We start from the raw sequence: 25,705 nt of genomic DNA on the forward strand, positions 1-25,705 counted from the left end.
TATAATTACAACTTCAATTCAGTGGTTGGATAGCTCAGTCGGTAGAGCAGCAGACTGAAAATCTGCGTGTCGGCAGTTCGATTCTGCCTCTAACCACCATCTTTTTTATTATAAAAATCATCTAATTCTTTGAGTTCATTTTCTTTAAAACCAGCTTGAATTCTGGCTGTTTTATTATATACTTTTCCTAAAAGATTAAGTTCTCTATATTTAGTGCAAAGATCAAGGTAATTGTCATTTTCCTTTTTGGCATAATTCCACCAAAAATCTCCTTTATTTACATGTTTAATTTCATCATTTAATATAGTGGTAAAAATTTCATTAAATAAGCTTTTTATAGGATGATTGGTTGTGTTTAGTTTTTTCAAAACAAAAGGATTAGCATCAAGTCCTTTTGCCTCAAGTCCTCTATGTACTATACCCATTCTATGAGCAAGATTATCTTTAGTTAAAAATAAAGCTTTTTCAAGATTATCATGTGCATGAAAATCTCCATATTTAAAACCAAGTTCATTTAAAGTTTTTTCTAAAAGTAAAAAATGCTTTATTTCCTCATCAGCCACCTCAAGCCAATCTTGATAAAATTTCAATGGCAAGTTTTTAAATCTATAACTAGCATCTAAAGCCAAATTTATAGCACTATATTCTATATGAGCAACTGAATGTAAGATTTTAGCTAAAGATAAAATACTATTTGCTTCTTTGGGGCGTCTTATTTTCATAGGATGAAGAATTTTAACTTGTGAGTTTTCACAAATAATAGCTTCGTGAGAATGATCAAAATCATACAAATTAGATTTAAAATTTTCATAAAATTTATTAAATTGATTAATCTTTTCAAAAAGATCTTTATGGTATAAAATTTTTTCTAATTCTTCAAAGAAATTTCTTTTCATTTTTAAACCTTGTTAAATATTATATAAGATAAAAAAGTATAATATAAAAATTTTGAAAATTTGAAAAAGGTTTGTTAAAAGTATGTTTAATGTCATACATGCTCTTTTTTTTAGAGAGTTAAAGACAAGATTTGGTATTAATAAATATTTAGGTTATTTTTGGGTGATTGGAGAGCCTATGATAGTGGTTTTGGTAATTACTTCCATTGTGGCAGCTATTAGAGAATTTCATCATCAAATTATGCCCGAAGGTATTTCTATATTTTTATTTTTAGCAGTAGGAATTATACCTTTTTTTATGTTTAGAAGTATTATAACTCAACTTTTAAACGGCATAGGTGCAAATTTGGCTTTATATGCATATAAACCAGTAAGACCTATACATGTATTTGTTGCTAGAACTATGCTTGAATTTTGTATTTATTTTACTATTTTTATTTGCGTAATGTTTTTAGCGGGTTGGTTTTTGCATATGCAAGTTGTACCTATACATTTTCTAGAAGTGATGTTTTCGCTTTTTTTACTTGTGGTATTTGGTTTTGCTACGGGAATGTGTTTTGCTATAGCAGGACATTTTGCAGAACCTTTAAAAATGGCTTTAGGTTATTTAAATGCTATTTTATATTGGACTTCTTTGGTGGTGTTTCCTGTATGGATAGTTCCTAAGCCTATTTTGGATATTTTATATTACAATCCGATTTTGCATATTATGGAGCTTTTAAAATATAATTTTTTTCAAAATTATCCATTACTTGATGATTATAATTATTACTATCCTATTGCATGTTTGAGTGTGGTTTTGTTTTTGGGTTTGTTTTTTTATTATTTTACTAGAGAAAAGTTGATAGCGGTACGATGATAAAATTAATTAATTTAACTAAATCTTTTCCTTTGCGTAATGGTGGAAGGCATTATGTTTTTAAAAATTTAAGTTTTGAGTTTCCTGAAAATTGTAGTATTGGCTTGATGGGGTGCAATGGTGCAGGAAAATCTACTTTAATGAAACTTTTAAGTGGTTCATTGCTTCCTGATAGGGGTAAGATTATAACTAATAAAAAACTCTCTTGGCCTTTGGGTTTAGCAGGTGCGTTTCAACATAGACTTTCAGCAAGAGATAATGCACGTTTTGTAGCTAGGGTGTATGGTTATAAAGGAAAGGCTTTAGAGGAAAAGATTAAATTTGTTGAAAATTTTGCTGAACTTGGTAAATTTTTTGATGAACCTATGAATACTTACTCAGCAGGTATGAGTGCTAGAATATCTTTTGGTTTAAGTATGGCATTTGACTTTGATTATTATTTGATCGATGAAGCTGGAGCTGTAGGGGATCCTAAATTTAGAGAAAAAAGTTCTAAAATCTACAAAGAAAAACTAAGTAGGTCAAAAGTTATCATGGTTTCGCATAATGTAGCTGAAATTAAACAATGGTGTGATAAAATTATATTTATGCAAGATGGACAAGCTACTATATATGATGATGTAGATGAGGGTATAGCGGTGTATCAAGGAAAAATAAATGCAAAATGATTTATTAAAAAAACTTAAAAATTTAGAGATATTACATTCTTTTAAAATAGTATTAATTTTAATGGCATTTGTTGTGTTTTATTATGTTTTTATAGCAGCAAACCGCTATGTAAGCGAAAGCGTTTTAAGCGTGAAATCAACCACAGGAGATAGTGGTGCTATTACAGGTATTGCTGCATTTTTGACTAATAATTCTTTTTCAAGTGAGGATATAACTTTCTTAAAATCTTATATTCATTCTTTAGATATGTTAAGTATCTTAGAAGAAAAAATACAAATCCGTGAGTTATACCAAAAACAAAAACTTGATTTTTTTTATAGTATCTCTTCATCAGCTGACCAAGAGGATTTTTTAAAATATTATCAAAACCGTGTTAAGATCATTCAAGAAAACTCAGCTAATGGGCTTTTACGTGTAGAGGTAGAAGGTTTTGATCCGCAAAGTGCGCATTTGATAGCTTCAACTATAGTTAAAGAAAGTGAAAAATTTATCAATGAAATTTCACATAAAGCTGCAAGAGATCAAATGCAATTTGCCGAAGAAGAACTTTTGCAGTTTAAAAAAAGATATCAAAAAGCTAAAGATGAACTTTTAGCTTTTCAAAATAAATATGGAGTGTTTGATCCACTTAAACAAGCAGAAGGCGCTCTAAAGTTAATAGCTGAGCTTGAATCAAAAATAGCAGCCAAAGAAGCTGAGCTTTTGATGATGCAAAGTTATATAAATGATAATGCACCACAAATTGTCACTATAAAAAGTGAAATCACAGCCTTAAAAAAACAACTTCAAAAAGAAAAGTCTAAAGTTTCATCACCAAAGTCTTCTCAAAAACTTAATGATCTTGCGGCTAAATTTCAAGATCTAACCATTGAAGCGGGTTTTGCAGAAAGTGCTTATACAGCAGCTTTAAAAGCTTACGAAAGCGCAAGAATAGAAGCTTTAAGAAAAATAAAACAAGTAGTCATAGTTCAAAGTCCAAGCTTGCCACAAAGTGCTAAATACCCAGAGACTTTGTACAATATATTCACGGCTTTTATGATTTTGTCTTTGATTTATGGAATTGTTAAATTTATTAAAATGATTATAGAGGAGCATAGATACTAATGAAAAAGATATTTTTATTTTTACTTTTACCTTTGTTTTTATTTTCAGCGGTAGATGTTTCTCAAATTGCAAAAATTCAAAATCAACCATTAGCTCCATCTTTAGAGCCACAAATTATAAATTATGATAACAACCAAAGTGATTTTAATCAAACTCAAGCTCCGATAACTAAAGTTTTTGGTGCACATTTGTTTAATGGAAACTTTACTAAATTTACCCAACATGTTTACAATCCTGATTATAAATTAGCAGTGGGTGATAGGATTAATGTAAAAATTTGGGGTGCGGTAGAGTTTATACAAACTTTAACAGTAGATTCTCAAGGAAATATTTTTATACCAAAAGTAGGCGCGATTAATCTTTTGGGTGTGAAAAATAGTGCTTTGGTACAAGTTATTACAAAAGCTATTAATAAAATTTATAAAAGCAATGTCTATGTATATGCGGATATGGATATTTATCAAAATGTATCGGTATTTGTTACAGGAAATGTGAATCAACCAGGCCTTTATCAAGGACTAAGTTCAGATTCTATTATACAGTATTTAGATAAAGCAAGTGGAATTAATTTAGAATATGGTAGTTTTAGAGATATTCAAATTTTAAGAGATAATAAAGTTATTAAAAAAGTAGATTTATATGATTTTTTACTTAAAGGTCAGCTTGATCTTTTCCCTTTTAGAATGGGTGATGTGATTTTAGTAGGTAGTGTACAAAAGTATGTTTTTGTAGAAGGAGATGTGCAAAAGCCTTTTAGATTTGAGCTCAGTAATGATATTTTAAATTTAGAAGATATAGCAAGGGTTGCAGGAGCTAAACCTATAGTAACTAATGCTGTAGTTAAAAGCTATCGAGACGATCATAAGCTTCATGTGGACGCTTACAGTAAAAAGCAGTTTTTGGGAGTGAAATTATATAATGGTGATGAGATAGATTTTAGACCTGATTATACAGCACAAAATATTAGTATTAGTGTGGAAGGCGAGCATAGTGGTCTACATTCAATGGTGGTAAAAAAAGGCACAACTTTAGCCGAGCTTGCTAAAATGATTTCAGTAAATGAGCAATCTAATGTTGATGCTTTGCAGGTATTTAGAAAAAGTGTAGCGGCTACTCAAAAACAACTTATCGAAGCTCAGCTTAAAGAACTTGAAACACTAGCCCTAACAAGTTCTTCAGTAAATGCTGAGCAAGCTAGTATTAGGGCAACACAAGCGAAGACGATTTTGGAATTTATTGCACGTGCAAAACAAGCCCAACCAAAAGGGCAAATCGTTATAGATAATGTTAAAGCGTATAATTCTATAGTGCTAGAAGAAGGTGATGTGGTAAATGTACCTAGTAAAAATAATCTTGTTTTAGTTCAGGGTGAGGTTTCTATACCAGGTGCGTTTGTGTATATGGATAAAGAAAAATTAAGATATTATATTAATTTAGCAGGTGGTTTCAGTGATAGGGCTGATGTATCAAGAGTTCTAGTGATTAATGCCAATGGCAAAGCGACTAAATATAGTGGTAGAAGTTCAGCAGATATTAAAGCAGGAGATTCGATTTTGGTTTTACCAAAAGTAGATAGTCAAAATTTACAAATCTTTAGCATGTTAACGCAAATTTTATACCAAATAGCTATTGCAACTAATGTAGTGTTAAATATATAGGATTTTAATATGATTCGGATAGATGCGATTAAAATAGCCAAAGAAGTTTTTGAGATAGAATCAAAAACTATTTTGGATTTGTGTAATAGTCTTAATGAAAATTTTAGTAATGCGGTCGAGTTGATTTTATCCATTAAGGGTCGATGCGTGGTAAGTGGTATGGGTAAATCAGGTCACATAGGAGCTAAGATAGCTGCAACTCTAGCTAGTACAGGTACTCCGAGCTTTTTTATGCATCCAGGAGAGGCATTGCATGGGGATCTTGGCATGCTTACAAGTGAGGATGTGCTTTTAGCTATTTCAAATTCAGGGGAAACTGAAGAAGTTTTAAAGCTTATACCAGTTGTAAAAAAAAGAAAAATTCCTTTAATAGTTATAGCAGGAAATCAAAACTCTACTTTAGCAAAACAAGCCGATATTTTTATCAATATAGCAGTGAAAAAAGAAGCTTGTCCACTCCAACTTGCTCCAACTTCATCTACCACCGCTACATTAGCTACTGGTGATGCTATAGCAGTGGCTTTAATGAAGGCAAGGAAATTTAAACCTGATGATTTTGCATTATTTCATCCAGGAGGAAGTTTGGGTAAAAAGCTTTTAACTAGAGTAGGTGATTTGATGGTGTCAAGTAATTTACCTATAGTACATCCTGATAGTGAATTTAATGAATTGGTTGATGTGATGACTAGTGGCAAGTTAGGACTTTGTATAGTACTTGAAAACGAAAAACTAGTTGGGATCATCACAGATGGAGACTTAAGAAGGGCTTTAAGGGCAAACGATAAGCCAAGATTTGATTTTAAAGCTAAAGAAATCATGAGTGAAAACCCAAAAACCATAGAAGCAAGTGCCATGGCAAGTGAAGCAGAAGAGCTTATGCTAAAACACAAAATCAAAGAAATAGTTGTCACTCAAGATGAAAAAATAGTAGGTATTATACAACTTTATACGATAGGGAATGTCTAATGATTACAATTATTACATTTGGAACTTTTGATTTATTTCATTATGGTCATTTGAGAATTTTAGAAAGAGCTAGTGATTTAGGTGATAAACTTATAGTGGGTGTTTCTTCGGATATGCTGAATTTTGCAAAAAAGGGAAGAAGGCCTATCTGCAATGAACATGAGAGAATGAAGATTATTTCAGCTTTAAAATGTGTTAATGAGGTTTTTTTAGAAGAGTCTTTAGAGCTTAAAGAAGAATATATTAAAAAATATCGAGCAGATATTTTAGTCATGGGTGATGATTGGAAGGGAAAATTTGATTGTTTTAATAAAATTTGTGATATTGTGTATCTAGAAAGAACACCTAGTATTTCCACTACTGAAATTATAGAAATGATTAAGACATGACCTTTAAGAGTTGTTTGCAAAAAGCCTTAAGAGAGTCTAAAGGATTTTTTTTTACACAAAAAATTTTAGCACTTTGTGTGGTTTTGTTGATGCAAAAAAAAACAAATCACACAAGATTGTTAACTTTTTTTAAAATTTGTATTTTTATGCGACAAAAGATAACGTATTATTATCAAGCTGAATTTGATTTTTACCACCGTGAATATTCTAAAGCACTTGAATATATTGATTATTTTTTGAAATTTCATCCCAATCACATAGAAGCTAAATATCTTAAGGCTCAAATATTATTTTCACACGATAAAAAGCAAGAAGCTTGGGGTATTTTAATCGAGTGTTTAAATCAAACAAAAAGATTAAAAACTTGGTTGTTTTTAAGTAAGATGATTGAAAATCAAAACGATGCTAGTAAATTAGAGAATTTATATTTAAAACATAGTCAGAATTATTCTCAAAAAGAGCAAGTAGTGATAAATAAATATCTAATAACTGCTTTTAAAAAAATTCACGACTATATTCAAGCCAAAGAATATATAAAAAAAAATATACTACAATGTCCGCTAGAAGTCGTAAGTAAAAAAAGTAAAATGGTAAAACAGGATGCAATAAATGCTTTAAGAGATATAAAAATAATTTTTGATAATGCTAATATTGATTTCTTTCTAGTTAGTGGCACGTTTTTAGGATGTATTAGAGAAGGTGATTTTATAGGCCATGATTATGATATTGATATTGGAATTTGGAGTGAAGATTACAGTAACGAAATAAAAAATAAAATTTTAGAATATGGAGTTTTTATACAATATGATTTGAATTGGATTGGTGGTTTGAAGTTAAAACATGTTAATGGTATAAAAATAGATATATTTTTACATTTTCGGGAGTATGATAAAATATATCATCAAGGAGAAGTAGTAAAATGGTATAATACTACACTTCAGTTACAAAAATATAATTTTATCGGCGATGAATATTATGGATTTAAAGATTTTGACAAGTATTTAAGCGAGAATTATGGTGATTGGAAAGCAAAGAAAGCAGATTTTGATAATATTTTGGATACTCCAAATGCTGTTGTTATGAATAACAATGCCTTTATTGTTCATTTATATCAATTATTGATGAGTCAATATGTAAAAAATAATGAAAGTAAAATATTAGTCTATTTAGAGCAATTTGGAGAAAAAATATAAATAAGGATATGTTCCATGTTTTGGATTTATTATTTTTTTGGTATATGGTATTATCATAAAAAGAAAGATTATAAAAAAGCTCAAAGTTATTTTTTAAAAGCATTAGAAAGACAAGAGAATCATTCAAAATGTAATTTCAAGCTTGGTATGAGTTATTTTAAGTTGAAGCAATGGAAAGAAGCAAATGAGTTTATTTTTAAAGCTTTAGCTGTAAATCCATCTAAAAAATCATGGAAAATTCAATTAAGACAGACAGAAAATCATCTAAATGGTATGTTTTTTAGACCACAAAAATTGTGGTGGAAAGAAGTTGAGGATTTAAAAAAGCAAATCCAAAATAAAGAAAAAAATTTTTTTATATGTAGAGAACTTGCAATAGCTCTTGAGAATATGAAAAGATATTATGAAGCAGCAAATTATTACGAGCAAGTGATTAAACTTAATGATAAAAAAGATTCAGTGTTATATTATAAATTAGGTTATTGTTATGAAAACAAAGGGCATAGTAGTGAGTCAAATGTTGAGTTGGTACAAAAATACTATAATAATGCTATTAAATATGATGAAAAACTTGATGCGTTAAAATTTGGTATTGGAATTTTTCATGAGCAACACGGACTTTGGAAAGAGGCAAATAAAGCATATTTGGAGTATTATAAACAAATACAATCTTCAGAAAACGATGATTTGCTTTATAAAATAGCTTTTAGTTTTGAGAAGTTGTGTGATTGGGATTATGCTGAAGTTTATTACAAGAAAACATTGGATGTAAATTATCAAAGACCTTATACTCATTACAGATTGGCTCTTGTACTTGAAAGACAAAAAAAAATTGAAGAAGCGGTTAAATTTTACAAAGAAGCTCTTAGAAGAAGCAATACACATAAGTCTCATTGGTATTTTCATTTATGCAAGTGTTTAAATATTTTGAATAGATATGATGAATCAGCAAAATTTTTAAATGAATCTCAAATTATTCAAAATAAGCTATGTGGATTATCGGAAAATATTTTAAAAGATAAGAATTTAAGAAGAAGAGTGTTTTATACTGAATGCTATGAAAATTTGGAAATTATTGATAATGCAATTTTGTATGAAAGCTTCCATGGAAAATCAATGTCATGTAATCCTTATGCTATATTTTTATATCTTTTAGAGAAAGATGAATTTAAAGATTATACTCATGTATGGGTTGTAAATAATATTAATAATGTAAAATCAAAATTTAAAAAATTAAAAAACGTTATTATTGTTAAAAAAGATAGTGAATTGTATTTGAAATATATTACTAGTGTAAAATATTTGATTAACAATAGTACTTTCCCAGAATATTTTATCAGAAAAACAGATCAGATGTATTTAAATACTTGGCATGGTATCCCTTGGAAGGTATTAGGAAAGGATATTAAAGGCAGTTTTATGGAATATAAAAATGTCCAAAGAAATTTTTTACATGCTACTCATTTAATAGCTCCTAGCAAGTATACAATGGATATTATGATAAAACAACATGAAATTGAATTTCTTAACTCTTCTAAAAAGTATTTAAGTGGGTACCCAAGAGTTGATATTAGTTTAAATCAAACCAAAAGTGAAAAAGAAGAGTTAAAAAGTACTTTGGGAATTCCGTTGGAAAAAAAAGTTATTTTATATGCTCCTACTTTTAGAGGAAGTTTTTATGATTCAGAAGATGTACCAAATAAAAAAATAAATGAATTATATAATAAAATTAAAGATAATTTTGACGAATATTGTTTGATATACAGAGGACATTATAGCGTTAAGAATGAAAATATATTGCATAAAAATATCATCATCCCACCAGTGTATATTGACACCAACGAATTATTGGGAATTACTGATGTGTTAATCACTGATTACTCTTCTGTGATGTTTGATTTTATGAGTTTAAATCGCCCTATAATATTTTTTATATATGATTATGAAAACTATAAAAATAATAGAGGGCTGTATTTTGATATAAGTGAGATCTCTCAAGAATATTGTATAACTATTGATGATGTAATTAATTCCTTAAAAAATATAAATTATTCTAAAATTTCATGTTTTTATAACCAAATAAAAGATTATTATTTTATCAAGGAAAAAGGCCAAGCAACAAAAATGACAGCAGATTTCTTTTTTAAAGATATTATAAAAAATAACTTAAATATTGATTATACTAATACTAAAAAAAATCTTTTATTTTATCCTGGTGCATTAATGCCTAATGGTATTACAACTTCTTTTAAGAATTTTGTAAATACTTTTAATCAAAATGGGTATAATATTCATGTGTCTATTGATGCATCTTCTGTTGAGGGACATTTAGAGAGAATTGAATTTTTCAATGAGATCAAAAATAAATTTTTAACATTATCTTCTGTTGGAAATATGAATTATACCTTTGAAGAATATTTTATATATACTTACTTTTTAGAGCACAATAATTGGCAAAATCAATTAGCTAAAACATTTTTTGAGAAAATATTTAGAAGAGAATTTAGACGAATGTATGGTGATGCTAAGATAGATTCTTTGATTAATTTTGATGGATACACAAGATATTGGCATTTTTTATTTGCTATAAATAATATAAAACAAAAGATAGTTTTTTTGCACAATAATATGCAAGGAGAATTTGATAGAAAATATCCACAGCTTGAACAGAATTTTAGATGTTATGATTATTATGATAAAATTCTTTCCGTGTCAAAACAGACAAATGAAGAAAATAAAAAAAATCTAGCTAGTAAATATAATATTGATGAAACTAAATTTGATTTTTTGGAAAATACTATTAATTGTAGTGAGATAGTACAAAAATCAAATGAAAAGCTAGATAAAAAAATTGAGAATAAATATTTTAAAAAAGACTATAAAGTTTTTATAAACATAGCAAGATTATCTATAGAAAAAGATCATGCAAAACTTATAAGAGCTTTTAGTGTTATACATAAAGAAAATCCCAAAACAATATTGTTGATTTTAGGTGATGGAGTTTTAAAAAATGATCTAAATAATTTAATTTTTAAATTAAAACTTCAAAAATCTATTTTTTTACTTGGTAGAATCCCTAACCCTTTTCCATATTTAAAAAAATCAGATTGCTTTGTAATGAGTTCAAATCACGAGGGGCAGCCTATGACATTATTAGAGGCACTCGTTTTAAATAAGGCTATAGTTGCTACAGATATTCCAGGAAATATTAGTGTGTTGGATAATAGAGGTGGTTTGATTGTAAAAAATAGTGTAGAAGGTCTAATATATGGTATGAAAGAATTTATGGAAAATAAAATAAATATATGCGATTTTAATGCAAATAAATACAATGATTATATTATAAGAAAATTAGAAGCACTATTATCACAGTAAAAAAGGAATTAAAATGATATGGAAAAATGAAGATGTAGAGGATGTTGCAAAAAATAAATTTTCTATTCAGAGTTCCATAGGTAAATACTCTATACAAAATGCAAATATTAATTTGTTAAAAGAAGATTTTCCGGTGGGAGATCACGCTTTTCACACTGCAAAAGAAGATAATCCATGGTGTATTATTGATTTGGGACAAAATTATCCAATTGAACATATTAGAGTTTATAATATAAAAGATGAAAGATATAGAGAAAGAGCAAAGAGTTTATGCGTAGAAATTTCTCATAATGAAAGAGATTGGATAAGAGTTTCTTCAGAGTTATGTTATTGGGAAGATAATTACTTTGTTTTTAACGCTGTATTATCACAAGTGTATTCAGCTAGATATGTTAGATTATTTTTAAATGAGAGAAATTATTTTCATCTTTCTAAGGTGCAAGTGTTTACTAGAAAAATTCCAGGTTATATAATTTCTGCAAAACCAGATGGTTTTGGTGCTAGATTAGGTGCAATTATTTGTGGTTTGTATACAGCAAATAAGAGTAATATGAAATTTAAATTTACTTGGAATCCTAATCTAAATGATGAGTGCTTAGGGGTAAAAGAAAATGAAAGAAATGAGAGGTTAAACTATATTAGTATAACTATGGAATCAGCTGATAAAATTTTTTCTGATAACTTTATTAAAAAGTATTTGATCGAGTATAGCAAAATAGAGCCAAATTTTTATTCGGATATTCAAAAAAAAACATTTGGTAGATTAAGTGAATTTCCTATGAGAAGAAAATGGGGTTGGTACGTTAATCATGTTTTACCTTTCTTACCTGATAGAATTATAGACTGTGATAAAGAAGAATGTTTGCAAGAATTAAAAAAAATTTATGGCAATATTGAGTTCTCGCAAAATTTTCAAAATATAATTATAGATGTTGAAAATAAATTTAATAAATATAATAAAAATTTTATTGCTATTCATATTAGAGGTGGTGAAATTATACTAGGAAAACTTAAAGTTGCTCCAGAAATTTGGATGAATAATAGACATTTTCCATATGAAGTTGCTATTGATATTATTTTAAAAGAATTAAAAGAAGATAGTAATATAATTATTTTTGGTCAAGATCTTAATGCCAATGAAGAGTTAAAGAAATTTATAAATAAAAAAAGCAACAGAGAAATTTTAACCATAAATGACTTTATCAACCATGATTATAGTGATATTGAACAAGTTTTTTTTGAAATGAATTTTATGTCAAAGGCTTCAAAAATTTATTCTACAGGAAATTCTATTTTTCCACAATGTGCTGAAATGATTTCTGGTAAAAAAATGATAACTTCTTTTTATGATATTTATGATGATTATCAACTATACAGTGTTATAGAAAATAATAAAGATTGTTTAAAATTAAATAATTTACATAGAGCGTATTCATATTATAGATTATGTCATCTTTCAAAAAAATTAGCAATGCCTATAAATATTTCTTTGAAACATGCTGAAGATGCTTTAAAGGAAGATATGACAAATGGTGCTTATATGATTGCTATTGTAGATTTATTGTTTTTAGATAATAACCTAAAATTAGCCAATATTAGATTAGGTCAATACTTTAACAAAGGCTATATTGATAATTTTTTTGAGGCTTTAGTTGGTCCGCAGACCACTGCAGTTGATTGGAAAAGAGATTTTTACAAAAATATTTTACAGACATACTTATGTAATGCTAATCCAAAATATCCATATATTAGTTATGTTGCTGCAAGAATATGTGAATATGAAAATCGAAATAGCGAAGCATCGAAATATTATAAATATATAGGAGAAAATAGTATCAAAGAGGAGGGATTTTTAAGAATGATAAAAAAATATTTAGTATGGAAAATAAAATAAATATATGCGATTTTAATGCAAATAAATACAATGATTATATTATAAGAAAATTAGAAGCACTATTATCACAGTAAAAAAGGAATTAAAATGATATGGAAAAATGAAGATGTAGAGGATGTTGCAAAAAATAAATTTTCTATTCAGAGTTCCATAGGTAAATACTCTATACAAAATGCAAATATTAATTTGTTAAAAGAAGATTTTCCGGTGGGAGATCACGCTTTTCACACTGCAAAAGAAGATAATCCATGGTGTATTATTGATTTGGGACAAAATTATCCAATTGAACATATTAGAGTTTATAATATAAAAGATGAAAGATATAGAGAAAGAGCAAAGAGTTTATGCGTAGAAATTTCTCATAATGAAAGAGATTGGATAAGAGTTTCTTCAGAGTTATGTTATTGGGAAGATAATTACTTTGTTTTTAACGCTGTATTATCACAAGTGTATTCAGCTAGATATGTTAGATTATTTTTAAATGAGAGAAATTATTTTCATCTTTCTAAGGTGCAAGTGTTTACTAGAAAAATTCCAGGTTATATAATTTCTGCAAAACCAGATGGTTTTGGTATGAAGTTATATAGTATTTTAGCTGGAATGTTTTTAGCAAAGAAGACAGGATTGAAATTTTTATTTAGTTGGTATACCCCAGCAGATTTTGCCAATAAAACAGAAAAATGTTTAGGAATTAGTTTTGGGAGTGTTGATGAGGTATTTAGTTCAGAATTTATATCGCATTACTATATATCAAATTCTTTAGTTGAAAAAAATCATGGTTTTTTTATACATTCAAAAAAAAGAACTTTTGAAGAAATTTCCTATGGTCCTTATGAAAATAAATGGGGATGGTATGCTCCTGGAATAGAAGGAGGGTTATTGAATGAGTGGATTGAAAATATCAGTTTAAATGATTGTATTGTAGAGTTAAAAAAAAATTATGATAGTATTTTATTCAGTGAAAAATTTGAATATATCAGAAGGCAATCTACAAATGATGCACAGGAGTATGGAAAATTTGTTGCTTTGCATATTAGAGGAGCTGACATTGTTTATTCGGAACATTATAAAAGATTTGCTTTATATGGTTTTGTTGGTGATAAATTTTTCCCATATGAGATTGCCGTAGAGCTTGCTTTATATGAGATAAAAAAAGGTAATAAAATTATTGTTTTTGGTCAAGATATATCGATGAATACTAGTTTTGTACAGTATATTTCGAAAATTACTAACCAGAAAAATATTACAACTATTGATGATTTTTTGGAAAAATATAAGTTAAATGATTTTGAGAGATCATTTTACGAAATGAATTTTATGTCAAAGGCTCAGCTGATTTATACTCCAGGTATTTCGAAGCAAAAATCAGCTTTTTCCTACTGTTCTATGATTATTTCTGGTACAAATAATGCCATTTCATTTCATGATTTATATTCAAGAAAAGATCAGTTTAATATTATTCTAAGACGATCTCAAGAATTTGAAACAAATAATAAATATAAGTCTTTTTCTTATTTGAGATTATTTTTACTTTCAAGAGATTTAAAATACAAAGAAAAAGATAGCATTAAATATATACAAAAGGCTTATGAGTATGATCCCGAGAATGAATCATATGTGATTTTAATTGTAAAAATGCTTTTTTTGATGCAGCAATATGATAAAGCTGAAGAATATTTAAAAGAAACTATACTTAAAGACGAAGATAGATTTTTTAAAACATTGTTTATTCATTATTCTAGAGTATATAAGAACGAATTTCAGACTTATATTAAAAATGCAAATTTAAGATATCCTTATATTAGTTATATTGCGGCAAAAATATGTCAGCACGAAAATAAAAATTATGAAGCTTTTGAATATTGTAAATATTCGTTATCAATACCAAATGGTCTTAAAATGTTTGAAGTGCTAAAAATTGATATTAAAAAAAGTTAGCTATAATATTATTATAATTTTAAAATAATAATGTTTGAGGTAAGTAATGGCTATAGAATTTGATATACAAGAATCAAAAATTTTAAAAGGAGTATATATAATAACTCCTAATAAATTTAGAGATTTAAGAGGGGAGATATGGACAGCTTTTACAAGTGAGGCTATAGATAAGCTTTTGCTAGAAAATCTTCAATTTATGCATGATAAATTTATCCACTCTAAGCATAATGTCATAAGAGGTATACACGGAGACCATAAAACATATAAATTAGCAACTTGCGTTTATGGAGAAATACATCAAGTTGTGGTTGATTGCAGGAAAGACTCACCAACATATTTAAAACACGAAAAATTTATAATAAATCAAGACAATCAGCAAATTATTTTAGTTCCAGCGGGCTTTGGAAATGCACATTATGTAAGTAGTGAAAGTGCGGTGTATTATTACAAATGTGCATATAAAGGAGAATATGTTGATGCGAATGAACAATTCACCTATGCCTGGAACGATAAGAGAATAGGGATTGATTGGCCGACTAATTCGCCAATTCTTTCAGAAAGAGATATTTTAGCCACAAGTAAGGATGGTCTATGAAAAAAAATTCTAAAATTTATATAGTAGGGCACCGAGGATCTGCTGGAGGTGCCATAATGGAAAAATTGCAAAAACTAGGCTATAATAATTTAGTATATGCAACAAGAGAAGAGTTGAATTTACTTGATTTTAATGCTGTTAAAAAATTTTTTAATAACAAACAACCGGAATATGTTTTTTTTGCAGCAGCAAAAATGAGTGCTTTAGGTGTAAAGACTCCGGCTGATATTTTATACGAAAATTTGACAATTCAAAATAATATTTTTTATAATTCTTATCTTTCAAATGTAAAAAAATTAATTTTTTTTGGTAGTTCTTGGATGTATCCGCAACATGCAGATAATCCAATAAAAGAAGAAAGTTTACTCACTAGTGAATTAGAGTATAATGCAGAACCATACGCTTTAGCAAAAATTGCTGGAGTTAGAATGTGTGAATTTTTTAATTTACAATACAATACTAATTTTATTTCTGTTGCATTGACTAATTTATATGGAAAAACAGCTGATTATAATTTAAAAACAGCTAGGGTGTTACCAGCAATGCTTAGAAAATTTCATTTGGCAAAACTTCTCAATGGAAAGAGATATGATGAGATTTTATTAGATCTTAACTTGCAAAATAAAGATGATGCGATAAAACATCTTAATGCAAATGGAATTTACGAAGAACATATAGAACTTTGGGGGGCAGGTAAGACTAGGAGAGAATTTATACATTCAGATGATTTGGCAGATGTTTGTATATATATAATGAATAATATTGATTTTTCTGATTTATCTAAAAATAATACAAAAAACACACATATTAATGTGGGTACAGGTAGTGATTTATCTATTGCAGAATTGGCTCATTTGATAAAACAAATTACACAATACCAAGGTAAAATAAAATTTGATACAAGTAAGCCAGATAGCTCGATGAATAGATTACTTGATTGTTCTAAAATTCATTCTTTGGGTTGGAAACATAAAATAGAACTTGAAGAGGGAATAAAGATGATGTATGATCGGTATTTAAATGATCATGACAAGGATATGAAAAACTCACAGGGGGGGATATAGAAATATAATTTGCATTTATCCTTCTTATAATAATATTTATAAGGAGGTAGCATGACAAAAAATTCCAAAATTTATATAGCTGGACATAATGGTTTGACTGGTTCAGCTATTGTAAAAGAACTTAAATCCCAAGGTTATAATAATCTTATATTAAAATCTCATAAAGAATTAGATCTTATAAATCAACAAGACGTGCAATATTTTTTTGAAAAAGAAAAACCAGAATACGTCTTTTTGTGTGCTGCTAAGGTGGGAGGGATATTGGCTAATAATACTTATAGAGCTGATTTTATTTATCAAAATTTAATGATACAAAATAATGTTATACATGGTGCATATTTAAATGGTGTAAAAAAATTAATTTTCATTGCATCTACCGTGGTTTACCCTAAAAACGCTTCATTGCCTACTAAAGAATTGCAAATGCTAAATGGGGAATTGGAATTTACAAACATGCCGTATGCTGTAGCTAAAATAGCTGGTTTAATAATGTGCGAATCTTATAATTTACAATATAATACAAATTTTATAGGGGTAACTCCTATTAATTTATATGGAAATAATGATAAATTTGACTTAGAAAAATCTCATGTTTTACCTGCTTTGATTAGAAAATTCCATTTAGCTAAATTATTAAATGAAAAAAAATATGATCTTATTTTAAAAGATTTACATGTAGATGATATGAACGAAGCTAAGAGATATCTTAAAAAATTTGGCATCAATGAAAATGAAATTGAAATTTGGGGTAGTGGATTGCAAACTAGAGAATTTTTACATAGTAGTGATTTAGCTCAAGCTTGTGTTTTTATAATATAATAAAGAAATAAAAAATACTCACATTAATATAGGTGTAAATAAAAATATATCTATTAAAGATCTAGCTTATCTTATTAAAAAAATTATTGGTTTTAAAGGGCAACTTGTTTTTAATACAAATATGCCCGATGGATTTAAAGAAAAATTAACCGATTGTTCCAAAATTCATTCTTTGGGTTGGAAACATAAAATAGAACTTGAAGATGGAATAAAGATGATGTATGATTGGTATATAAAATAGCATAAATAAAAATTTTATTGTATAATACTTGTAAAAAAGGTTTTTTTATGAAGACAGCGTTAATTACAGGTTTTACAGGTCAAGTTGGCTCGCAAATGGCAGATTTTTTACTAAAAAATACAGATTATGATGTTATAGGTATGATGCGTTGGCAAGAACCTATGGATAACATTTATCATCTAAGCGATAGGATTAATAAAAAAGATAGAATTGGTATTTTTTATGCTGATCTAAATGATTACTCAAGTATCCAAAAACTTTTTGAGAGCAAAAGACCTGATGTGATATTTCATTTGGCGGCACAGTCTTACCCAAAAACTTCTTTTGATATACCTATAGAAACTTTGCAAACTAATATTATAGGTACGGCAAATATTTTAGAAAATATTAGATTATTAAAAGTTAAAGATGGTTATGATCCTGTGGTGCATGTGTGCTCCTCTAGTGAAGTTTATGGTAGGGCAAAAGTAGGTATTAAATTAAACGAAGATACAACTTTTCACGGTGCAAGTCCTTATAGTATAAGTAAAATTGGCACTGATTATTTAGGAAGGTTTTATGGCGAGGCTTATGGTATAAAAACTTATGTGACTAGAATGGGGACTCATAGTGGTCCAAGACGATCTGATGTATTTTTTGAAAGCACAGTTGCAAAGCAAATAGCTTTGATTGAAGCGGGTTATCAAGAACCTGTTATCAAAGTAGGAAACCTCTCAAGTGTAAGGACTTTTCAAGATTGTCGTGATGCTATAAGGGCTTATTATCTACTTTCGTTAGAAAGCGAAAAAGGAAAAATTCCTTGCGGTGAAGCTTTTAATATAGCAGGTGAAGAAGCTTTTAAACTCCCTGAGGTTATAGATATACTTTTAGGTTTTTCTATAAGAAAAGATATTAAAGTAGAACAAGATGAGCAAAGATTGCGTCCTATTGATGCAGATTATCAAATGTTTGATAATACAAAAATTAAAAGCTATATTAATTGGAAACCAGAAATTCCGGCTAGAAAAATGTTTGAGGATTTGCTAAATCATTGGAGAAAAGAAATTTCTATGGGTAGAATCCCACTTAATAGGTAGTAAGCCATGATAATTCGTTCTCAAACCCCACTGCGTTTAGGTTTAGCTGGTGGAGGCACTGATATTAATTTATATTGTGATCAATATACAGGTTATGTTTTAAATGTAACCATATCTTTATATGTGCATTGTACTTTGATAGAAAGAAATGATCAAAAAATCATCTTTGATTCATCAGATACTAATGTAAAAGTAGAGTATCAAAGTCAAGAATTTTTAGAAAATGATGGTAAATTAGATCTTTATAAAGCAATTTATAATCGTTTAATAAAAGATTATGTAAAAAAGCCTTTAAGTTTTTCTTTGCATACTTATTCTGATGTTCCTAGTGGAAGTGGTTTGGGTGGAAGTTCTACTTTAGTTGTAGGTATTATAAAAGCTTTTGTAGAATGGCTTAATTTACCACTTGGAGAATATGATATAGCAAAACTTGCCTATGAAATAGAGCGAGAAGATATGGCTATCGTAGGTGGAGCACAAGATCAATATGCTGCAACTTTTGGCGGGTTTAACTTTATGGAATTTTATGATCAAAAAAGAGTTATAGTTAATCCTTTGCGTATAAAAAATTGGATAGCAAGCGAGCTTGAAGCTAGAATTTTGCTTTATTTTACAAATATTACTAGAGATGCAAAAGACATAGAAGAGCATAAAAAAGGAAGATTGGGAGATGAAAATTCTCTTAATGCTATGCATGCTATAAAACAAGATGCATTGGATATGAAAGAAGCATTATTTAGAGCTGATTTTGAAAAAATAGCTCAAATTTTAGGTAAATCTTGGAAATCAAAAAAAATTATTTCTGATATAGTAAGCAATGATGAGCTTGAAAGAATTTATCACTTAGCTATGGAAAATGGCGCTTATAGTGGTAAGACAAGTGGAGCTGGTGCTGGAGGGTTTATGTTTTTTATAGTAGATCCCGTGAAAAAATATAAACTTAAGCAAATTTTAAACGAACAGCAAGGATATGTGCAAGAATTTTACTTCACTAAGGAAGGGGCAAAATCATGGAAAATTTAAATTTATATATAAAATCTCATTTTAGTGACTCAATTAATATTAAAGATAAAATATTAAATGATGATAATATGATTAATTTAATCAAAGAAGTGTCTTTAAGAGTAATCAATGCTTATAAAAATGGCAACAAAACTTTGTTGGCTGGTAATGGTGGAAGTGCAGCTGATGCACAACACATAGCAGGAGAATTTGTAAGTAGATTTTACTTTGATAGACCTGGTATTGCAAGTATTGCTTTAAGCACTGATACAAGTATTTTAACGGCTATTGGCAATGACTATGGTTATGAAAATTTATTTGCAAGACAAGTGCAAGCTCAAGGTAATAAAGGAGATGTATTTATAGGAATTTCTACAAGTGGAAATAGTAAAAATATCTTAAAAGCTTTAGAGGTTTGTAAGGAAAAAGGAATTTTAAGTATAGGTTTAACTGGAGCTAGTGGTGGGACTATGAGTGAGCTTTGTGATTATTGTATCAAAGTACCTTCATCTTGCACACCAAGAATTCAAGAAGCACATATTTTAATAGGTCATATAATCTGTGCTATAGTGGAAGAAGAACTTTTTGGCAAGGGGTTTGATTGCAAGCTATAGTTTTAGCTGGGGGTCTTGGTACAAGATTAAAAAGTGTGGTACAAGATCTTCCAAAACCTATGGCACCTATTAATGGGAAGCCATTTTTAGCTTTTGTTTTGGAGTATTTGAAAAAACAAGGTATTAGAGAAGTTGTTTTAAGTGTTTCGTATAAATACGAACTTATTCAAGAGTACTTTAAAGATAAATTTAAAGGTATAAAAATATGCTATAATATTGAAAAAGAACTTTTGGGTACAGGTGGAGCTATAAAAGATGCTTTGAAATTTATACAAAATCAAGCTTATGTTTTAAATGGTGATACTATATTCGATATTGATCTAAAAAAGCTTGCTTTAAATGATAGTAAAATTTGTATTGCACTAAAACAAATGCAAAATTTTGATAGATATGGCACTGTAAATATTGATAATCAAGGTTTTATAACATCTTTTGAAGAAAAGGTATTTAAAAAGCAAGGTTTAATTAATGGTGGTATATATTTGATAAAAAAAGATATTTTTGATGAATTTGACTTGGAGAAAAAATTTTCTTTTGAAGAATTTTTGCAAGAAAATCATAAGACACTAAAAATACAAACTCAAATTTTTGATGATTATTTTATTGATATCGGGATACCACAAGATTATTATTTATTTCAAAATTACATTGTTTTTTGATTGGATGGATTTTTTGAGAAATAAAAAATATAATATTGTATTAATAGGAGAAAGTCATTTCATTATGAAAAATGGCTTTCAAAGCGGATTGGAATCAGAAATTACCAATGTTTTTAATTTATCTTTAGGTGCCTCTCCTGCTATTCAAAGTCTCTATGAAATTATAAGAAATAGAAGTATTTTTATGGAGGCAGATTTAATTATTTTTGGTTCAAATACTGTTGATGTGATACAATATAATTCTCTTCAATTGCTGCCAATTAGTATTCAGGTAATTAATTGGGTTTATGAAGAATTGTTTTTTTTTAGAAAAAAAATTTTTGTTTTTATAGCTCCAAACTTCCAAAATTTAAATCAGGAATGTGTTAAACAAATAAATTACCACCATAGAAAATTATGTTTGTATTATGGTTATAATTTTATTGATATGCATGATTATTATATCGAAAATAAATTGCAAGCATTTCAAAAAATTAGAGATGGAGCTCATGATTTTAATTTTATTATGAGAGAGTTGGGAAAAAATATTATAAAAAATATAGATTTTTTTCATTTACCATTATCAAGTAGTATACATAATAGCAATCCTAATTTCCGTATTTTTACCTTCAATGATGAGATTAAAAATGAAATTAAAAAAAACTCATTGTATTGTGAGAAAATTTTTCCTTTAGAAAGTGTTTTCAAATTAGAAAAATACATACACTATACTCCAATTGGTATACATACTTGGAATTCTGAAAGAAACAATAATAGACAAATTAGTATTGTCAATGATGTTGACACGATTAAGGTATTTCCAAAGCATCCTTGGATGCAGTTTTTAGATTTTTATGATAGAAAATTTAAAATTACAAAAGATACAAAAATAGTTTTTACCCATAAAACGAATTTTATAGCTTTATTTCTAGCTGATTTAAATAATAAACCAAAAGTAGAAAAAATACCTGATATTTTTTTTGAAAATGAATTAAAAGAAAAATATAATTTTAATCATTTGATACCTCCAATAAAATGGTATAAAGAAATTATTGATGAATATTGCGGAATAGTGGATCCAAGAAAATTAGCTCCTTTGCAAAACCGAATCAATACATTATATTCTACAGTTTCTTTACTAGAACAAGATAATATTTTTTTAAAAAAAACTTTAAATTCTTTGTCTATAAAAAAACTAGAAATAAAAACAAACTCAGCTAAAACAAGAATTCAAAACCAACTCTCTTATAAACTAGGTCAAGCTATGATAGTAAATTCAAAATCTTTCTTAGGTTATATAAGAATGCCTTTTGTATTATCATATATATATGATAAACACAAACAAGAACAAAAAATCTATCAAGAAAAAATAAAAAAAGATCCTTCTTTAAAATTACCATCTTTAGAATCTTACCCTGATTACAAAGAAGCCTTAAAAGAAAAAGAATGTTTTACTTATAAACTAGGAAAAGCTCTTATACAAGCTAATAAAACTTGGTATGGGGGGGGGTATATAAAATTGCTATTTGAGATTAGGAAGTTGAAAAGAGTGATTGAGAGAAAATAAGAAAGCCAAGTAAGTATAGAAAATATAAAATTAAAAAAAATTATTTAGCAAAGCAAAAATTTCAAAGTAAAAACATTTTTTGATAGAGCTATAAAATGAGCTTTTTATATTTTAGAAAAGTATATTTTAATTCGAAAAATAAAAAATTATTTTACAAGTATTCTTAATACAGATAAATATTTTCTTGAAATTTCTTGTTTGTTTTTCTGCTTTTAAGTTATTATTTTGACATCTTGATTGTAAAATTGATTTTAATTTTATTGCTTCTAAAAAAGCATAGATTTAAAGCTCCTTTAATACTTAGTAGTATGCAATAGTTTTTAAATATACATTTTTTTAGCTTTTCTTTTTCTTATTAGTATTTTTAAAATACTAATAAGAAAACCTTTTGCACTATAAATTTGTTTTATAGGCATATCGGGTTAAAAACCATAAACATGGTTTAATGTGTTTTTAAATAAAGACAACAAATATCAAATTAAGATTTTGATCTTAACTTATTTAATCTTTTATTTTAAATTCATTTTAGTAAACCCTTATAGTTTTTTATGGTTTTTCATTACTATTTTTTACGTTATATATTTTGTGATTACTGAATATATTGTTTAAAACACTAAGTTTGATTGTGTCAATTATATAGTGTCCTTTATTTCCATTTTTTTCATCTTGAATGAGATTGGAATTTGTTTTTTGTTTGAAATTACAATACGAAGTAATTCCATAGGTAATACTACCACCTTTTAGTTGTTTAGTTAAATATTGCAGTGCAAGTTGTTCAGTCGGTGCAACATAAACACTAATTTGCATACCTATTTGGTTAAAATCATCTTTTTCTGTGTTTTTTACTTCCGAAATTTTTCTTATAATTACCCAATTATCTTCTATTTTGTTATTTTTTGCCATTTTTTTTCCTTTCTATTTAAAATATAAGCCAAATTTTTTCAGCCAAATCATCATTTATAGGTTTGTTATCTATAAGTAATTTTTGATTGCTTATAGTGATTTTGTGTGTGCTAAAATGTTTAAATAAACGCCTAAAAAAATTTGGTCTTTTGGTCAAATATCTATTTTGCTTTTCTTTGTATATATTAAAACTAAGTTCTATATCTAATGTATATTTCGGATAAAAAAACATTTTCAATGCTTGTTTTAACTTAATGTTGAAATATTGCTTTGCTAAAAAAGCTAACTTTTTATGGTTTCTTTTATAGAATTTTTGAAGTTCTTTTTCGCAAAACATTTTCTCATTTTGTAAAAGAAAAGCAAAATATTGCAAGGAGATAGATTTTTTCATTTGTTTTCCATCCATAAAGGCTTTGTTTTAAATCCTATATGATACACAATCCATTGCTGAACCACTTGATGCTCTCCAATGTTTAAAACATTAAAATTTTTTTCACAAGCTACAATACGTCCTTTTGGAAAATCATTTAAACATTTGTTGAGAAATTTTATATCTTGCTGTGCTTGTTCTTCTGTGTATATAGACTTTGTATCTTTTTGTCCCATAGTGATTCTTTTAATAAAACCTATTGAACTTAGATCTAAAATTTGAGCCATTACGCTACTCCTTAAATATTTAGTAAATGATTTTTATATACTACTAGTTGTCATTAGCAGTTTGTGTATTTTCTACTTGTTTAGCAACACCTCCTACTTTTGGTTGTATTGAATTTTGAATAATATCCAGTACTCTTGATAAACCTTCACTCATTCCGTCGTTTCTAGCGTTTAGTTCAACATGGTATTTTGCAGAGGTATCTGTCTTTCTAGTATTTTCTTTATGTGAGCTAATAGACCCTTTTACAGAAACCTTAGCTTTGAAACATCCAAATCCAAGCGATGCACTAGCATCCAAGGTTCCATTTTTGTCGCTTGATTCTTTTGATTCTTCTGTAGACTTAACTTCCATATCGAAGGTAATATCTAAAGTATCAATGGTTAAATTTGGAATTTTTACAATAGCAAGCAATGGAGCTTGAATGCTCATTTTTTGAGAACTTCCATCATCTTTTATTTGCTCATAAACAAAATCCGCTGTTCTAACTGTTTCTCCATCTTCTTTCATCCCTACTGTTTTGATAAAATTTGCTGTAGCATTTGCAAGTTGCAATTGTGCATCGCAAGCTGCCTGCAAAGGACCTCCGATTAAAGAAGCCATTGGTAATCCTGAAAATTGATTAGATATTTCTAGTGACATTTACTTTCCTTATTTTATAAATTTAGTGTTTTATTATTTTCATTATCTTGCTTTTCCTCCTTTTGTAAAATTAAATCTTCTTGATATCCTTGAGCATTATTAATAAGTTCATTTATCATTCTTGAAGTACCTTCTGGTAATTCATGCTTACTCATAGTTAGACAAATATGAGCAGATAGTCCTTTTTCTCTACCAAAAGCTGCCCCTATGACATCAATTTTTAAAGAAGGTAAATCTTTAAAATATTTCATTTCTTCGTTATTGCTTGTTTTGTTTTTAATTTTGTTTTCAAGTCCTATTAGACTTATGTCAAATTCTGCTTTAATACTTTCTATGTGTATAGGTGTTATGGGTAAAATATTAATATAGGGAACACTATAGTATTTTGTTTTAAAAAATTTTGAATTAGAATCAGGAATTCCTATTTTGAGTCTTTTTGGGAAAATTCCTGGTAATAATTCATTTGTAGTTTCTCCTTTTTTATTTTTTTTAAATTTTCTTTCGAAAAATGTAAAAAGGTGAGAAAGCTGAGATTCTTCTACATCGCTTTGTGCTTGTGCGACAGATTTTGCAATTGATATAATAATATCACTTAAAGATTTACTTGTATCGTTATTCATATTTTACCTCCTAATATTATTGAATAAAATCATACAATAATCACTAATTAGTGATTATTCAAATGTTTAAACATTTGAATAATCACTATGTTATTGTCAATACTTTTTCCATTTTTTATCTTAAATATATTTTTTTTAAATAAAAAATATAACAATTTAAGTAACTTTTAGAATTACTCATAAAAAGATTTAAAATTAATTTTGAGTTAAATTGCGGATAAAATAGTTTTTTAAATATTTAAATTTAAAAGATAGCTTTTGTTAATAAAATTATATAGTAGTTGGTAATTTTATTATGTTAAAATATACAAATGGATTTTTGTTGGAA

23 protein-coding genes, 1 tRNA gene and 1 pseudogene are annotated in these 25,705 nt (G+C 27.7%); 19 read left to right on the forward strand and 6 right to left on the reverse strand.

Annotated elements, in window-relative coordinates; translation table 11 throughout:
• The first annotated feature begins 23 nt into the window (after nucleotides 1-23).
• Nucleotides 24-99, forward strand: a tRNA-Phe gene (locus CORN_RS01485).
• Here CORN_RS01485 and CORN_RS01490 read toward each other — a convergent pair.
• Nucleotides 90-896, reverse strand: a complete 807-nt coding sequence (locus CORN_RS01490) for a ferritin-like domain-containing protein (RefSeq protein WP_066007293.1) — start codon at nucleotides 894-896, stop codon at nucleotides 90-92. The genes CORN_RS01485 and CORN_RS01490 overlap by 10 nt on opposite strands.
• A gap of 82 nt (nucleotides 897-978) precedes the next feature.
• Between CORN_RS01490 and kpsM the strand changes: the two genes are divergently transcribed.
• From kpsM to CORN_RS08430, 18 genes and pseudogenes are all read left to right on the forward strand, one after another.
• A complete protein-coding gene (gene kpsM, locus CORN_RS01495; protein WP_066007291.1) occupies nucleotides 979-1,755 on the forward strand; it encodes a capsule polysaccharide transporter KpsM in 777 nt (258 codons plus the stop codon).
• Entirely contained in the window at nucleotides 1,752-2,423 is a 672-nt protein-coding gene (locus CORN_RS01500) for an ABC transporter ATP-binding protein (RefSeq protein ID WP_066007289.1), read from the forward strand. Before kpsM ends, CORN_RS01500 begins: the two co-directional genes overlap by 4 nt.
• The gene (locus CORN_RS01505; protein WP_066007287.1) at nucleotides 2,413-3,528 is read left to right on the forward strand and encodes a KpsE/RkpR family capsule polysaccharide export protein; all 1,116 of its coding nucleotides are present in this window, start codon (nucleotides 2,413-2,415) and stop codon (nucleotides 3,526-3,528) included. The genes CORN_RS01500 and CORN_RS01505 overlap by 11 nt, the downstream gene beginning before the upstream one ends.
• Complete coding sequence (locus CORN_RS01510; RefSeq protein ID WP_066007285.1) at nucleotides 3,528-5,186, forward strand: polysaccharide biosynthesis/export family protein; 1,659 nt, start codon at nucleotides 3,528-3,530, stop codon at nucleotides 5,184-5,186. Before CORN_RS01505 ends, CORN_RS01510 begins: the two co-directional genes overlap by 1 nt.
• Nucleotides 5,187-5,195: 9 nt before the next feature.
• Entirely contained in the window at nucleotides 5,196-6,152 is a 957-nt protein-coding gene (locus tag CORN_RS01515; protein ID WP_425337383.1) for a KpsF/GutQ family sugar-phosphate isomerase, read from the forward strand.
• Entirely contained in the window at nucleotides 6,152-6,541 is a 390-nt protein-coding gene (locus CORN_RS01520) for an FAD synthase family protein (RefSeq protein WP_066007280.1), read from the forward strand. Before CORN_RS01515 ends, CORN_RS01520 begins: the two co-directional genes overlap by 1 nt.
• A 14-nt stretch (nucleotides 6,542-6,555) precedes the next feature.
• Nucleotides 6,556-7,734: a tetratricopeptide repeat protein gene (locus CORN_RS01525; RefSeq protein WP_172663967.1), complete on the forward strand. Its 1,179-nt coding sequence runs from the start codon at nucleotides 6,556-6,558 to the stop codon at nucleotides 7,732-7,734.
• 15 nt (nucleotides 7,735-7,749) lie between these two features.
• Complete coding sequence (locus CORN_RS01530; RefSeq protein ID WP_066007276.1) at nucleotides 7,750-11,109, forward strand: CDP-glycerol glycerophosphotransferase family protein; 3,360 nt, start codon at nucleotides 7,750-7,752, stop codon at nucleotides 11,107-11,109.
• Nucleotides 11,110-11,122: 13 nt separating this feature from the next.
• Complete coding sequence (locus CORN_RS01535) at nucleotides 11,123-13,003, forward strand: discoidin domain-containing protein (RefSeq protein ID WP_066007274.1); 1,881 nt, start codon at nucleotides 11,123-11,125, stop codon at nucleotides 13,001-13,003.
• Nucleotides 13,004-13,090: 87 nt separating this feature from the next.
• Entirely contained in the window at nucleotides 13,091-14,941 is a 1,851-nt protein-coding gene (locus CORN_RS01540; RefSeq protein WP_066007271.1) for a discoidin domain-containing protein, read from the forward strand.
• A 46-nt stretch (nucleotides 14,942-14,987) separates the two neighbouring features.
• Complete coding sequence (locus tag CORN_RS01545) at nucleotides 14,988-15,536, forward strand: dTDP-4-dehydrorhamnose 3,5-epimerase family protein (RefSeq protein WP_066007269.1); 549 nt, start codon at nucleotides 14,988-14,990, stop codon at nucleotides 15,534-15,536.
• Entirely contained in the window at nucleotides 15,533-16,600 is a 1,068-nt protein-coding gene (locus CORN_RS01550) for an NAD-dependent epimerase/dehydratase family protein (RefSeq protein WP_066007267.1), read from the forward strand. The genes CORN_RS01545 and CORN_RS01550 overlap by 4 nt, the downstream gene beginning before the upstream one ends.
• Before the next feature lie 51 nt (nucleotides 16,601-16,651).
• Nucleotides 16,652-17,660, forward strand: a pseudogene (locus CORN_RS01555) (GDP-L-fucose synthase family protein).
• 47 nt (nucleotides 17,661-17,707) lie between these two features.
• Complete coding sequence (locus CORN_RS01560; protein WP_066007265.1) at nucleotides 17,708-18,736, forward strand: GDP-mannose 4,6-dehydratase; 1,029 nt, start codon at nucleotides 17,708-17,710, stop codon at nucleotides 18,734-18,736.
• Nucleotides 18,737-18,742: 6 nt separating this feature from the next.
• A complete protein-coding gene (hddA, locus tag CORN_RS01565; RefSeq protein WP_066007263.1) occupies nucleotides 18,743-19,759 on the forward strand; it encodes a D-glycero-D-manno-heptose 7-phosphate kinase in 1,017 nt (338 codons plus the stop codon).
• Nucleotides 19,747-20,352 (forward strand): D-sedoheptulose 7-phosphate isomerase, encoded by a 606-nt coding sequence (gene gmhA2, locus CORN_RS01570; RefSeq protein ID WP_066007262.1) that lies wholly within the window; start codon nucleotides 19,747-19,749, stop codon nucleotides 20,350-20,352. Before hddA ends, gmhA2 begins: the two co-directional genes overlap by 13 nt.
• The gene (gene hddC / locus CORN_RS01575) at nucleotides 20,340-21,011 is read left to right on the forward strand and encodes a D-glycero-D-manno-heptose 1-phosphate guanosyltransferase (protein ID WP_066007260.1); all 672 of its coding nucleotides are present in this window, start codon (nucleotides 20,340-20,342) and stop codon (nucleotides 21,009-21,011) included. The genes gmhA2 and hddC overlap by 13 nt, the downstream gene beginning before the upstream one ends.
• A 64-nt stretch (nucleotides 21,012-21,075) precedes the next feature.
• Complete coding sequence (locus CORN_RS08430) at nucleotides 21,076-22,557, forward strand: hypothetical protein (RefSeq protein ID WP_245162278.1); 1,482 nt, start codon at nucleotides 21,076-21,078, stop codon at nucleotides 22,555-22,557.
• Nucleotides 22,558-23,103: 546 nt separating this feature from the next.
• Here the strand turns inward: CORN_RS08430 and CORN_RS01590 are convergent.
• The 5 genes from CORN_RS01590 to CORN_RS01610 are packed head-to-tail and all read right to left on the reverse strand — an operon-like array spanning nucleotide 23,104 to nucleotide 25,377.
• Nucleotides 23,104-23,460, reverse strand: coding sequence for a hypothetical protein (locus CORN_RS01590; protein ID WP_066007258.1), 357 nt, complete (start codon nucleotides 23,458-23,460; stop codon nucleotides 23,104-23,106).
• 16 nt (nucleotides 23,461-23,476) lie between these two features.
• On the reverse strand, nucleotides 23,477-23,851 hold the full coding sequence (locus CORN_RS01595; RefSeq protein WP_066007256.1) for a hypothetical protein: 375 nt from the start codon (nucleotides 23,849-23,851) through the stop codon (nucleotides 23,477-23,479).
• Entirely contained in the window at nucleotides 23,848-24,117 is a 270-nt protein-coding gene (locus CORN_RS01600; RefSeq protein ID WP_066007254.1) for a hypothetical protein, read from the reverse strand. The genes CORN_RS01595 and CORN_RS01600 overlap by 4 nt, the downstream gene beginning before the upstream one ends.
• Before the next feature lie 43 nt (nucleotides 24,118-24,160).
• Entirely contained in the window at nucleotides 24,161-24,718 is a 558-nt protein-coding gene (locus CORN_RS01605; RefSeq protein ID WP_245162277.1) for a DUF2589 domain-containing protein, read from the reverse strand.
• A gap of 53 nt (nucleotides 24,719-24,771) precedes the next feature.
• Complete coding sequence (locus tag CORN_RS01610) at nucleotides 24,772-25,377, reverse strand: DUF2589 domain-containing protein (RefSeq protein WP_066007245.1); 606 nt, start codon at nucleotides 25,375-25,377, stop codon at nucleotides 24,772-24,774.
• Nucleotides 25,378-25,705 lie beyond the last annotated feature (328 nt).

The organism is Campylobacter ornithocola, assembly GCF_013201605.1.
GTDB lineage: Bacteria > Campylobacterota > Campylobacteria > Campylobacterales > Campylobacteraceae > Campylobacter_D > Campylobacter_D ornithocola.

Bases quoted from the DNA above. Each gene is read 5' to 3' on its own strand.
- CORN_RS01490 (WP_066007293.1), bottom strand. From the start codon at position 896: ATGAAAAGAAATTTCTTTGAAGAATTAGAAAAAATTTTATACCATAAA.
- kpsM (WP_066007291.1), top strand. From the start codon at position 979: ATGTTTAATGTCATACATGCTCTTTTTTTTAGAGAGTTAAAGACAAGA.
- CORN_RS01500 (WP_066007289.1), top strand. From the start codon at position 1,752: ATGATAAAATTAATTAATTTAACTAAATCTTTTCCTTTGCGTAATGGT.
- CORN_RS01505 (WP_066007287.1), top strand. From the start codon at position 2,413: ATGCAAAATGATTTATTAAAAAAACTTAAAAATTTAGAGATATTACAT.
- CORN_RS01510 (WP_066007285.1), top strand. From the start codon at position 3,528: ATGAAAAAGATATTTTTATTTTTACTTTTACCTTTGTTTTTATTTTCA.
- CORN_RS01515 (WP_425337383.1), top strand. From the start codon at position 5,196: ATGATTCGGATAGATGCGATTAAAATAGCCAAAGAAGTTTTTGAGATA.
- CORN_RS01520 (WP_066007280.1), top strand. From the start codon at position 6,152: ATGATTACAATTATTACATTTGGAACTTTTGATTTATTTCATTATGGT.
- CORN_RS01530 (WP_066007276.1), top strand. From the start codon at position 7,750: ATGTTTTGGATTTATTATTTTTTTGGTATATGGTATTATCATAAAAAG.
- CORN_RS01535 (WP_066007274.1), top strand. From the start codon at position 11,123: ATGATATGGAAAAATGAAGATGTAGAGGATGTTGCAAAAAATAAATTT.
- CORN_RS01540 (WP_066007271.1), top strand. From the start codon at position 13,091: ATGATATGGAAAAATGAAGATGTAGAGGATGTTGCAAAAAATAAATTT.
- CORN_RS01545 (WP_066007269.1), top strand. From the start codon at position 14,988: ATGGCTATAGAATTTGATATACAAGAATCAAAAATTTTAAAAGGAGTA.
- CORN_RS01550 (WP_066007267.1), top strand. From the start codon at position 15,533: ATGAAAAAAAATTCTAAAATTTATATAGTAGGGCACCGAGGATCTGCT.
- CORN_RS01560 (WP_066007265.1), top strand. From the start codon at position 17,708: ATGAAGACAGCGTTAATTACAGGTTTTACAGGTCAAGTTGGCTCGCAA.
- hddA (WP_066007263.1), top strand. From the start codon at position 18,743: ATGATAATTCGTTCTCAAACCCCACTGCGTTTAGGTTTAGCTGGTGGA.
- gmhA2 (WP_066007262.1), top strand. From the start codon at position 19,747: ATGGAAAATTTAAATTTATATATAAAATCTCATTTTAGTGACTCAATT.
- CORN_RS08430 (WP_245162278.1), top strand. From the start codon at position 21,076: ATGAAAAATGGCTTTCAAAGCGGATTGGAATCAGAAATTACCAATGTT.
- CORN_RS01590 (WP_066007258.1), bottom strand. From the start codon at position 23,460: ATGGCAAAAAATAACAAAATAGAAGATAATTGGGTAATTATAAGAAAA.
- CORN_RS01595 (WP_066007256.1), bottom strand. From the start codon at position 23,851: ATGAAAAAATCTATCTCCTTGCAATATTTTGCTTTTCTTTTACAAAAT.
- CORN_RS01600 (WP_066007254.1), bottom strand. From the start codon at position 24,117: ATGGCTCAAATTTTAGATCTAAGTTCAATAGGTTTTATTAAAAGAATC.
- CORN_RS01605 (WP_245162277.1), bottom strand. From the start codon at position 24,718: ATGGCTTCTTTAATCGGAGGTCCTTTGCAGGCAGCTTGCGATGCACAA.
- CORN_RS01610 (WP_066007245.1), bottom strand. From the start codon at position 25,377: ATGAATAACGATACAAGTAAATCTTTAAGTGATATTATTATATCAATT.